Source organism: Helicobacter sp. T3_23-1059 (assembly GCF_053654515.1).
On record NZ_JBSIUV010000053.1, the window covers coordinates 1 to 11,970 of the forward strand.

10 protein-coding genes and 2 pseudogenes are annotated in these 11,970 nt (G+C 40.9%); 11 read left to right on the forward strand and 1 reads right to left on the reverse strand.

Going from position 1 to position 11,970, the window contains the following annotated elements; all coding sequences use genetic code 11:
• The coding region (locus tag ACWIX0_RS11220) for a type I restriction endonuclease subunit R (protein WP_454174084.1) at window positions 1-2,167 on the reverse strand (2,167 nt) is incomplete at its 3' end.
• A 379-nt stretch (window positions 2,168-2,546) separates the two neighbouring features.
• On the opposite strand from ACWIX0_RS11220, the gene ACWIX0_RS11225 reads away from it, so the two are divergent.
• The 11 genes and pseudogenes from ACWIX0_RS11225 to ACWIX0_RS11275 form a co-directional block, all read left to right on the forward strand.
• Complete coding sequence (locus ACWIX0_RS11225) at window positions 2,547-3,188, forward strand: superoxide dismutase (RefSeq protein ID WP_454174085.1); 642 nt, start codon at window positions 2,547-2,549, stop codon at window positions 3,186-3,188.
• Between the two features lie 333 nt (window positions 3,189-3,521).
• Window positions 3,522-5,039: a 30S ribosomal protein S12 methylthiotransferase RimO gene (gene rimO / locus ACWIX0_RS11230; protein ID WP_454174093.1), complete on the forward strand. Its 1,518-nt coding sequence runs from the start codon at window positions 3,522-3,524 to the stop codon at window positions 5,037-5,039.
• 305 nt (window positions 5,040-5,344) lie between these two features.
• Window positions 5,345-6,979 carry an MFS transporter gene (locus ACWIX0_RS11235; protein WP_454174086.1) on the forward strand — a complete coding sequence of 545 codons (1,635 nt, stop codon included), beginning with the start codon at window positions 5,345-5,347 and terminating at the stop codon, window positions 6,977-6,979.
• Window positions 6,980-7,026: 47 nt separating this feature from the next.
• The gene (locus tag ACWIX0_RS11240) at window positions 7,027-7,605 is read left to right on the forward strand and encodes an Rrf2 family transcriptional regulator (RefSeq protein ID WP_454174087.1); all 579 of its coding nucleotides are present in this window, start codon (window positions 7,027-7,029) and stop codon (window positions 7,603-7,605) included.
• A gap of 140 nt (window positions 7,606-7,745) precedes the next feature.
• Window positions 7,746-8,561: a DEAD/DEAH box helicase family protein gene (locus tag ACWIX0_RS11245; RefSeq protein ID WP_454174088.1), complete on the forward strand. Its 816-nt coding sequence runs from the start codon at window positions 7,746-7,748 to the stop codon at window positions 8,559-8,561.
• Between the two features lie 65 nt (window positions 8,562-8,626).
• On the forward strand, window positions 8,627-9,445 hold the full coding sequence (locus tag ACWIX0_RS11250; RefSeq protein WP_454174089.1) for a DNA-methyltransferase: 819 nt from the start codon (window positions 8,627-8,629) through the stop codon (window positions 9,443-9,445).
• A complete protein-coding gene (locus ACWIX0_RS11255; RefSeq protein WP_454174090.1) occupies window positions 9,439-10,011 on the forward strand; it encodes an Hpy99I family type II restriction endonuclease in 573 nt (190 codons plus the stop codon). Before ACWIX0_RS11250 ends, ACWIX0_RS11255 begins: the two co-directional genes overlap by 7 nt.
• Before the next feature lie 91 nt (window positions 10,012-10,102).
• Window positions 10,103-10,573: pseudogene (locus ACWIX0_RS11260) on the forward strand (type I restriction-modification enzyme R subunit C-terminal domain-containing protein); the annotation flags it as partial.
• Between the two features lie 162 nt (window positions 10,574-10,735).
• Window positions 10,736-11,212 carry a Panacea domain-containing protein gene (locus ACWIX0_RS11265; protein ID WP_454174091.1) on the forward strand — a complete coding sequence of 159 codons (477 nt, stop codon included), beginning with the start codon at window positions 10,736-10,738 and terminating at the stop codon, window positions 11,210-11,212.
• Window positions 11,209-11,670 carry a hypothetical protein gene (locus ACWIX0_RS11270; RefSeq protein ID WP_454174092.1) on the forward strand — a complete coding sequence of 154 codons (462 nt, stop codon included), beginning with the start codon at window positions 11,209-11,211 and terminating at the stop codon, window positions 11,668-11,670. The genes ACWIX0_RS11265 and ACWIX0_RS11270 overlap by 4 nt, the downstream gene beginning before the upstream one ends.
• A 59-nt stretch (window positions 11,671-11,729) precedes the next feature.
• Window positions 11,730-11,970 (forward strand): annotated as a pseudogene (locus ACWIX0_RS11275) (restriction endonuclease subunit S); the annotation flags it as partial.

Here is an 11,970-nt window from a genome sequence, read left to right on the forward strand (position 1 = left end):
TAAAGTTTTTACTCGCCATTTCAAGCAAATGTTGGCGCAAAAGCGGGTTGTTAAACGGCATAAGCGCGGAGTCGCGGATAGATTCTATTTGCGCTTCGCTTTTGCCCTCGCAAAAATCGCTATCAATGCACTCGCTCAAATCCCGCGCTAGTTCGCGCAAATCTTTGCCTTTTTTGTCATTTATCGCGCTTAAATTTCTTGCTAGTTCATTGTCTTGTGGCGTGGCGTTTAGCGCAAGTTTTGCTAGACGATTTGCAAGGCTAGATATAGTGTCCTCATCATTTGCGCCCATTGCTACAGATTCTAGCAGTTTTTTAAAGCTCACGCCCTTTTTGCGCTCTAGGGGTGAAGAAATGCTTTTTAGACTTTCTGTTACGCCTACCGCGTCAATGACAAAGAAATGATTTTTGCCATTTGCATTTGGTGTAACTTCTTTTAAGCTATCTTTATTTACTACTCGCACGCCACGCCCTAGCATTTGCTCATAGTAGAGCTTTGATTTCACATCGCGCATAAAGATAAGCACTTCTAGGGGCTTTATGTCCGTGCCTGTGGCTATCATATCGACCGTTACGGCTATGCGAAACTTTGGACTTGTGCGAAACTCGGCAATAAGCTCTTTTGGGCTTTGTTTGCCTATGTTGTAAGTGATTTTTTGGCAAAAGTCATTATCAGCGTTAAAGACTTCACGGGCGATGCGGACAATCTCTTCGGCGTGTGCGTCATCTTTGGCAAAAATCAGCGTCTTTGGAATCCACGCTTTATCATTTGCGCGTTCTGGGAAAAGCTGGGTAAAAAGGCTATTTTTGTAGCATTCTAAAATGGTGCGGATTTGATTTAGCGCGACTACGCTTCTATCTAAATCCGCTTTTTTATACTCCAAATCCTCATCTATGCTTTCATAAATGAGCTTTCTTGTGCGTTTGTCGCGCTTTGGCACGGCAAAATGGCCATCACTTGCTTCTATCACTCCGCCATTCTCGCTGATTTTTGTGGCGATGCGGAAAATTTCAAAGCCCACATTTACGCCATCGATTATGCTTTTTTCAAGCGGATATTCGCTCACTAGATTTTGCGCGAAAAATCCTAGCGTGTGTTTGCTAGGCGTAGCAGAAAGCCCGATGATAAAGGCATCAAAGTATTCTAGCACTTGTCGCCACTCGCCATAAATGCTTCTATGGCACTCATCTACGATAATAAAGTCAAAAAAATCGATTGCAAAAGCGGGATTGTAGCGAAGCTCTTTTGGTGGTGTGTGCTTTGCGGTGTGTGCATCAAACGCTGAATGCTCTTCATTTGCGCTGTCAAATTCTGCCTCGCCTTTTAGCAAAGAATAAAGTCGCTGAATCGTGGTAATGACTAGCTTTGAATCCTTGTCAATGTGGTTTGTTTGCAAGTGATTTGTAATGTAGATTTCGCTAAATTTGCGATTGTCATTTGGGAGGCGGAAATTATCAAATTCTTTTTTGGCTTGTTCGCCGAGATTGTTTCTATCCACAAGAAAGAGAATGCGCCCCGCGTTTGCGTGGGTAAAAAGCCTAGCAACAAAATTACACGCGGTAAAGGTTTTGCCCGCACCCGTTGCCATTTGGATAAGTGCGCGGGGTTTGTTTAGGGACAGGGAGTTTTCAAGCGCGGTGATAGCCTCTGCTTGGCAGGGGCGCAAATGCGTAGAATCTAGCGGGATTTGGGGAAGTGTGCTTAGATTTTGTCGCAAAGTGCTTTTGGACTCTAGTTTGTCAAGCAAAGATTTTGGCGTGTGAAAGGCAAAAACGCGCCTTGCTCTTTTGCCTTGCGCGTGTGATTCGCGCAAATCGGTGAAAAATATCTCGCCTCCATTGCTTTCATACAAAAAAGGCAGAGGATTTGCCCACGCTTTTAGATTTGGTGGTAAATGCGTGGCGTAGTGTTTGCTTTGGGCGTGTATGCCACTTAATGTCTTGCTCTCTTTTTTTGCCTCGATGACACCACACGCCTTGCCCTCGATAAAAAGCAAATAATCTGCCTCGCTCCCATCACTCATCATAAATTCTCTCACGGCAACAGCGGAAATGTCCTGTCCTTGCGCTTTGGCAAGGCGGTTAAACTCTGCTTTATCTTGCAGGACAAATCCGCAAGACTCTAGCAACTCATCGATATTTATGCGCGTCTTTGCTTCGTCTTTCATCATCGCTCCTAACCCCAATCATTTAGGAATACACTCACATTTTCAACGCGCTATTATAGCATTTGATTTAAGATAAATGCACGCACAAGAATGCTAACACACAAAAGCACCATAGAGCGCAAATACAGGGCTAAAGTGTCTAAACCTCGCTCATTAGCTCGCTTAGAGATACGTTAGCGAGGTAGGATTCTAGCACTTTTTGCGCATCGGTAAAGCGAGAATCTAAAATGCTGTGAATATGCTTGCCAAGCGGGCAGAGCGTGTTAAAGTGTGAAAAATTGCGTGTATATTGTCCCTCCTATTAAATAAATTTTCTTATAATGCGCTCCGTGATAAGAATGATTTATCACAACAAATCACAACAAATAAAGGAGAAACTATGTTTGAATTACGAGCATTACCTTACCAAAAAGACGCATTTGGGGACTTCCTAAGCCCTATCACATTTGACTTTCACTATGGCAAGCATCATCAAACTTATGTCAATAATCTTAACAATTTGACTAAGGGCGGTGAATTTGAAAACACCGAGCTTTATGACATTATCAAAAAGTCTAGTGGCGGGGTGTTTAACAACGCTGCGCAGGTGTATAATCACGATTTTTATTGGGATTGTATCACGCCAAAGGGCGATGTGGGCGCGATTAGCGAGGAGCTAAAAGGGGCTTTAAATTCTGAATTTGGTAGCCTTGATGGATTTAAAGAGAAATTTTTGACTGCAGCCACTACGCTATTTGGCTCTGGGTGGTGCTGGCTCGTGCTTAATGCGCAAAGCAAAAAGCTAGAAATCGTGCAAACAAGCAACGCCGCCACGCCCATAAGCGAGGATAAAATCCCGCTACTTGTGGTAGATGTGTGGGAGCACGCTTACTACATAGACCATAAAAACGCGCGCCCTGCGTATTTGGAAAAATACTTCGCGCATATAAATTGGGGCTTTGTCTCTAAGGCGTATGAATGGGCGCAAAAAGAGGGCGTAAGCTCGGTTAGATTTTATATAAACGAGCTGCATAAAAAGTAGCGAGAAGTGCTTAATGCGCTAAATGCGACTATACGCTAAGTGTAGCGCGTTTAGCACGCAAAAGCACAAATCTAAGCAAGACAAATGCGCGTTTTGCAAACACGAGCAAATACCTCTAAAACAAATGCTTATTTGCGACACTAGGGCAAGATTTTGCAAAGTCAAACACAAAATCAAACGCTTGATTTAGTTTTCGTAGATTCCGTGATTTTAGCGGAATCTACTTTTTTCCCTTATGCCACATTTTATCTGCATTGCATTTGACTATCGCATTTGTTTTTTTGTTATACTTCACATCACAAAACTTCACACAAAACTTCTTAGGAGATTCCCATTTTTCCCCATTTTGCCACTACACCGCAAACCAAACACGCAAAAAAACTTCTCCTTATTTCGCTAGGTTGCACCAAAAATCTAGTCGATAGCGAAGTAATGCTAGGGCGATTAAGCACACTAGAGCTGACTAATGACGCAAAAGAAGCAGATGTGATTATTGTCAATACTTGTGGGTTTATCCATAGCGCAAAGCAAGAGAGTGTGAGCGAGATTTTGCGCGTCTCTAGCGAGCGAAAAAAGGGGGCTATCCTCGTTGTAAGCGGGTGTCTAAGCGAGCGATATGCAAAAGAGCTAGAGAGTGATATGCCTGAGATTGATATTATCATAGGTGTGCGCGATTATGATAAAATCGATAGTTTGCTAGAAAAAAAGGGCTTTATTTTTGCCAAAGATAGCAGCATTCCATTTGTGGATTTTACGCGCAAAAACCTTGCAAGCAAAACCACACAAATAGCACAAACAAATCAAAATCTATCGCGCAAAAATAGTCAAAAATTAACAACGCAAACAGCCTCAAGCCAAAATCTATCAAGCACCATTTTTTCAAGCAATGACAAAGTGTTTTTAAGCGATGAAAACTCCAAGCGAGTAATCAGCAATTCCGCCATTCACGCCTATATAAAGCTAAGCGAGGGTTGCAATCAAAACTGCTCATTTTGTGCGATTCCTAGCTTTAAGGGCAAACTTCAGTCCCGCTCTATCGCAAGCGTGCTAGGCGAGGTAGAAAATCTAGCAAAGCAGGGCTACAAAGATTTTAGCTTTATTGCGCAGGATTCTAGCTCGTATTTGCTAGATTTTGGGGTGCGAGATGGACTCATCTCCCTTATCAAAGCACTAGATTCTAGTGGCGTGGCAAAATCTGCTAGAATCCACTATCTCTACCCAACCACCACAAGCCACAAACTAATCGAAACCATAGCAAAATCTGCTGTGGTGCAAAACTATTTTGATATGCCAATCCAACACATAAGCGACAAAATGTTGCGACTTATGAAGCGAGGGATAAGCACAACCAAGCTAAAACAAATGCTAAATCTTATGCGCTCTATTCCAAATGCGTTTTTGCGTAGCACGATTATCGTAGGGCATCCTTGCGAGGAGGAGAGGGAGTTTTGCGAGCTAAAAGATTTTATAGAAGAGGGGATTTTTGATAGGCTAAATCTTTTTGCTTTTTCTAGTGAGGAGGGGACTTATGCGCACACGATGAGCAAAAAAGTCCCTACAAATGTCGTAAATAAGCGACTAAACGCACTAAATAAAATCCTAAAATCTAAAGACAAAGCTAGATATAGCGCACTAAAGGGCAAAAAAATCTCTGTGATACTAGAGGGCAGAGCGGAAGTAAGCCCGCATTTTTACTCTAGCAGGGATATTCGCTGGGGGCTAGAGATAGATGGCGAAATCCTAATCAATGATAGCCAAATAGAACGACTAAATGTAGGCTACTACAAAGCCCAAATCACAGAATATAAAAACGGACTTTTGTTTGGGAAAATCCTAGATAGGCTTAACTAATTAAATTTTCTTAAGCCATATATTTTTTCAATTTTAATCAAACGCTTTTTTGTTTTTAAGTAGTAATTTCACTCATTAAAACATTGCAAAAAATTTGCACTTTTTTGGCTTATTTTTTTTGCAAACACTTTTTTATCGCGTCCAAAACTGCAATTATGAATAATTCTGTCAAATTTAACCCACCATTATATGCAAAAACATCTCTACTTCATTTTTGCATTTTTCAACCTATTGACTTTTATAATATAATATATTACAAATATAAATAAACTTTAAGCTAAAACACTTAAACCAAAGGATACCAAATGAAACCCATCACAAATCACCAAAATCAAAGCACCACCACGCAAAATCTCATTTTGCTTACTATTTTGCTTGCCGTGTTTGTAGTGCCTAGCTCGATTTCTGGCACGGCTATCGCGTTAGAGTTTATCGCGCAAAGTTTTAGCGACACTTTGCAAACGCCACAAATGGCGGATTATTTAAGCATAAGCACACAAAACGCCACCTTTAGCGCGCTTTTGCAATGGGTAGTCAATAGCTTTAACCTTTGTTTTGCCACTTTTACGCTCATTTGGGGTGCGTTAGCAGATAGATTTGGTGCGAGAAAATGCCTTATTTTAGGTGTGTTGCTCTACCTCATAGGCTCTGCCCTCTCCACACTTGCACCAAATCTACTAATCCTTGATATTGCACGAGGCATCGCTGGGCTTGGTGGGGCGAGTGTGTTTTCCTGCGGTGCGTCAATTCTCATCAAAACCTTTAGCGAGGACAAACGCGCTAAGGCTTTCGCACTTTTTGGCACTACGGCTGGGCTTGGCATTACCCTTAGCCCCACGATTTGCGGGCTTTTGATTGACGCGTTTGCAAATGTCTCAATCGCTGGGTTTGACATCTCTATTGAGAATTCGTGGCGAAGTATTTTTGCCTTTCATTTCCTTGTGCTTTTTGTCGTGCTAGCTTTAAGCCCTGTGTTGCCAAAAGACACTCAAAGCATCGCACAAGAAGCACACAAAACTCCGCAAAATCCTACCGAGTCAGAATTTAAAGCCCAAAATCCCGCGCAAAACAAAGCATTTAAGAAGCGATTTGACACACTCGGTGCGATTCTTTTCATCGCCTTTCTCTTTAGCTTTATGCTCTTTATCACGCGCATTAGCGAGATTAGCTCGCCTTTTACGCTTGGCATTCTTAGCCTTAGCATTGTCGCTGGCATTGCATTTGGGCTATATGAGCGATATTTGCACACACAGGGCGCAATCCCTCTGCTAGATTTTAGTGTGCTAAGCAATGCTAAATTTGTGGGATTCACGCTCGTGTGCGTAGTGGCTGGATTTAGTTTTGTGGTGCTTTTGACTTATTTTCCGCAGTTTTTGCAACGCGTCTTTGGATTTTTGCCTGCACATTCTGGAATCTTTATGCTTTTTCTTACCGCGCCTATGCTTTTTTGTCCCATTATCGCGGGCAAGATTTTAGCGCAAGCAAAATCTAGCGACACACCAAAAATCTTAAGCCTTGCAATGTCGCTAATGATGAGTTTGGGGACGCTTGCGCTTATTGTAGTTGTGCGGTATGCTAGCGATTTTGGCGAGAGTTTGGGCTTTGGACTTATTGCATTAGTGTTGTTTATTGTAGGTGTGGGTATGGGCTTGCACGCGGGCGCGATTGATAATCTCGCCTTAAGTAGCGTGGAGGAGGGTAAAAGTGGCTTTGCTGCTGGTGTGCTAAATTGCTTTCGGCTTGGAAGCGAGGCGGTGGGTGTGGCACTCTATGGTGCGCTAATGGCGTTGTTTTCTCAAATGTTTGCGCACGATTTTGCGCTAAATTCTATTGCGCAAAGCCAAAATCTAATAAACGCGTTTTCTTGCACGCTAGGGATTTTAGGGATTTTTTGCATAATTCTAACCGCGATTTTATGGAGGCTTTTAGCGCGAAAATAGTTCGCAAAATAGAGTATAATACGCGCTAAATTTCAAAAAGGGGCAAAATGCAAATCCCATCGCGCTTTAGCATTGCTATTCATATCTGTATGTGTTTGGAATTTTTTAATGAAGATTCTGGATTTAACGCGGGAAAAAGCCCGAAGCAAAAAAAGCATTGCAAGCCAATGACGGGCGAAGTTCTCGCGGAATCTGTGGGCGCACATAGCGTGATAATCCGCAATATTATCGCAAATCTCAAAAATGCTGGGCTAGTAGAAACACGGCGCGGAGGCAGTGGGGCGAGACTCGCAAAATCTGCTAAAGACATTAGTTTGCTAGATATTTTTAACGCCGTGCAATCAACTAAAACAAGCGAGTTAAGCGAGGCTAGCGCGGATAAAAACGCATTAAAAAACGGCGCAAAATCAAATACCAAACAAGCAAAATCTACACAAAAACAAAAAAATACAGCACAAGACTTAACCCAAAATCAACTTTTTCGCTTTCACGCTAATCCAAACACGCTCTGCCCGCTTGGCAAGCATATTCATAGCATTTTAGATTCTCGCTTTGCCGATGCGCAAAAAATGCTAGAATCCTACCTCGCAAGCGTAGATTTAAGCGAGCTAATGAGCGAGGTTTAGACACTTTAGCCCTGTATTTGCGCCCTCTTGGTGCTTTTGTGTGTCAGCATTCTTGTGCGTGCATTTATCTTAAATCAAATGCTATAATAGCGCGTTGAAAATGTGAGTGTATTCCTAAATGATTGGGGTTAGGAGCGATGATGAAAGACGAAGCAAAAACGCGCATAAATATCGATGAGTTGCTAGAGTCTTGCGGGTTTGTCCTGCAAGATAAAGCAGAGTTTAACCGCCTTGCTAAAGCACAAGGGCAGGACATTTCAGGCGTTGCTGTGCGTGAATTTATGATGAGTGATGGGAGCGAGGCGGATTATTTGCTTTTTATCGAGGGCAGGGCGTGTGGTGTCATCGAAGCGAAAAAAGAGAGCAAGACATTAAGTGGCGCACACGCCCAAAGCAAACACTACGCCACGCATTTACCACCAAATCTAAAAGCGTGGGCAAATCCCCTGCCTTTTATCTATGAGAGCAACGGAGGCGAGATATTTTTCACTGATTTACGCGAATCGCACGCGCAAGGCAAAAGGGCTAGGCGCGTTTTTGCCTTTCACACGCCAAAATCCCTGCTTGATAAGCTACAATCCAAAAGCACTCTGCGACAAAATCTCACCACACTCCCCCAAATCCCGCTAGATTCTACGCATTTGCGCCCCTGCCAAGCAGAGGCTATCACCGCGCTTGAAAACTCGCTGTCCCTAAACAAACCCCGCGCACTTATCCAAATGGCAACGGGTGCGGGCAAAACCTTTACCGCGTGCAATTTTGTTGCTAGGCTTTTTACCCACGCAAACGCAGGGCGCATTCTCTTTCTTGTGGATAGAAATAATCTCGGCGAACAGGCAAAAAAAGAATTTGATAATTTCCGCCTCCCAAATGACAATCGCAAATTTAGCGAAATCTACATTACACCTGCAAAGCAACGACAAAAATGCACAGATTCGCGCATTAAGATTCACTAGCAATTAAATTTAACACTTAATTATGTTAAAATGCAAAATCATTTTTTTACAAAAGGGTTGAATATATGACTGCTAGAATCAAGCCAAATACACACAATTTGTTAAATAATTTTTATGCGCTTGATTGTGTGGATTTTATGCAAACGCACTTGCAAGATGAAAGTATTGATATGGTGCTAACTTCACCGCCTTATGATGATTTGCGAAATTATCAAGGCTATATTTTTGAGTTTGAAAAAATAGCAGATGAACTTTTTAGAGTGATTAAAAAAGGTGGTGTTGTGGTGTGGATTGTCGGCGATAAAATCAAAAATGGCAACAAAAGCCTAACAAGTTTTAGACAAGCCCTTTATTTTCAGCAAATTGGTTTTAATATGCACGATGTGATGATTTATGCAAAGAAAAATACACCTTTTATGCGCTCAAATGCCTACACAAATGGCTATGAATATATGTTTATTTTATCCAAAGGTAAGCCAAAAACCTTTAATCCGCTAAAAGAGCCAACCGCAAGAAGCGGAATGGAAATGCTTGTAGCAAACAAAGGTGCGGATGCCAAAAATAACAAAGTCCTAAAAGAACTTAAAAAAGAAAAAACAAAAAGCAATATTTGGTATTACGCAGTGGGATTGGGCGGTAGCACTAATGATAAAATCGCCTTTTCTCACCCTGCGGTATTCCCTGAGCAACTAGCCACAGACCATATTTTATCGTGGAGCAATGAGGGGGATATAGTTTTTGACCCTATGTGTGGCTCAGGCACGACTTGCAAAATGGCTTTTTTGCACAATCGAAACTTCATAGGTGTAGATATAAGTAAAGAATATATAGAAATAGCTAAAAAGAGATTAAGCCAATACAATCAAGGATTGTTTGTATGCTAAAAAATGATGATTTTGTCATTGCAAATAAACAATTAGGCGATATTGCGATAAATGCTGTCGGTGTGGTAATGGCTATCAATGGCGAATCTGCAATGGTGTTATTTATCGGCGCAAATGAAATTAAAAGAGTTGATTTTGCAGATTTAGAGCCTCTTGATATTTACAAAACAGGTAAAGGTTATGACAAAAAGATATGCAACATTTGTCATATCCTAAAAGAAACTAATGACTTTGAAATCAACCAAACAGACGCCAAAGGGCTTAAAACTACGCGACCAAGTTGTAGAGAGTGCAGAAAAAGTATTGATGGAATGAAACTATCCCCTAGCGAAAAAAGGCGAATGGATAAAATCGCGCCACCAAAGGGCAGTATTTTTACCTGTCCAATTTGCGAAAAGCGTAGCATAGTAGGCGTTACGGCAAATCTTGTGCGCGACCATAATCACGATACAGGCGAGGGCAGAGAGTGGATTTGTGATAGTTGCAACACGGGACTTGGTAGATTTAAAGATAATCCAAAATTTCTACAAAAAGTCATTGAGTATTTGCAAAAATATGAAAAATAGCAGATTTGCCAAACCCTAATGTTCTACACAAATCAAATGCAAAGCAGAATTTTCATAATCATTTAACAACACGCAAAGCTATGCCAAAAGGCATTTGACACGAAAACTCATAAACGAACTCCACGAGAAGCTAAAATTTGCGGGGCTAGGGATTGCAAATCTATGGAATGCCTACGCACTCACGCAAAAAGAACGCGTAAAGCCCCTAAAAAATGCCGAATCAAAACTTACAAATCTCATTCAGCTTGTGCGATTTGAGCTAGGATTTGATAGTGAGTTGCGAGATTTTGGCGGTGTGGCAAATTCGCGCTTTGATCTTTTCAAAGGACGGCAAATCAAAAAGGGCATAGAGTTTAGCGCGGAGCAACTAGAATTTCTCACCCACATAAAAGACTACATTATCGCAAATGCTTATCTATCAAGCGATGATTTGCAAGGGCTAAATGACGCGTGTGGCGACACAAACGGAATCTTTGTCGCAAAAGCCCTTTTTGGCGAAAACTTCGCCCCATTGCTAGATGAGCTAAATTTGGCACTTATCGCAGGGTTAAAGGCGAGTTAAGGTTAAAAGCGGGGTAAGGTTAAAAATTTATGTGGGCTAAATTTTGCTTGACACAATCAATTTTGCAATAATGCTTTTATAGATTTGACGATATGTTGCGCAAATCTTAATAAAAAGTTTGTTAAAATTACACCACAAAAGGACAAAATCAAAGGAGTTAATATGGAGGCAATGCAAGTAGCAAGGTATTTTATTACCTTAAATGACAACGAATGCAAAGACAGCGAAGAAAAAAGCGACCTATCAAAGCTTAAAATCCAAAAATTGCTTTACTATGCGCAAGGTTATTATTTAGCACTTTATAATAAGCCTTTGTTCGATGAAAAAATTTTAGCGTGGCAACACGGACCTGTGGTTAAAGAAGTTTATACAGGCTTAAAACCATTGCCAAAGCCAAATGCAAATTTTATCCCAACAAATAAATACAAAATGCCTGATGATGAGATAAAAAAGCTAGGCAAAAAAGAAAAAGAACTCATCGAAGATGTCTTTCAGCTTATGGGGCAATATTCAGCGTGGAGATTGCGCGATAAAACGCACCAAGAGGACCCGTGGAGAGATAATTACAAAGAGGGCAAAAAAAATATCGAGATTCCACAAAGCGATATGAAAAAGTATTTCAAGCACTATGTTAAATGAAAAATAAAAAGAATATTTATGCTCCAAGATATGAGCAAGAGTATGAAAGTCAAAGACTTGAAAATGCAGATGATAGAAAATGCCTTATATCGTTTGAAAAGATTTTAGACCATAAACATTACGGCTTATGTTTAGACAAAAAGCATTCGCATTACAAAAGCCAAAACGCTAAAAAATATAATACTGCTTTGATAAAATTGTTTTGCTTTTTATGTGAAAGGACTTGGCTAGAAATCCATAGTATCCCAAAAGATAGAGAATATGGGCACGAAAATTTTTCCATAGACAATATAAAGATTCAAGCCGTCAAAAGTTATTTTAAAGAACTTGGTAAAACTACTTTTGATACTTTTCGCTTTGGCTCTCAAAAATTCCGCGCTTGTGGATTTAGACAAATAGATACTTTTTACTTGGTTTGTATAGACTATGATTATTCTCTCTACAATCACGGAAGCTAAACTAATGCAAACAAATAGTAAAAAATCCCCCTCCCTTGCGGAGGGGGCTAGGGGGGTGGGTGGATTCTCTCCCAAAATTGTGGCAAGTTAAAACGCTTGGGGAATGCCTAGATTATGAGCAACCAACCAAATACATAGTAAAATCCACAAAATATAATGATAGCTATAAAATACCCGTTTTAACCGCTGGAAAAAGTTTCATTTTAGGCTACACAGACGAATCAGAGGGGATTTTCACGCAAACGCCTGTCATTATTTTTGATGATTTTACGACAGATACGAAGTTTGTGGATTTTAAAT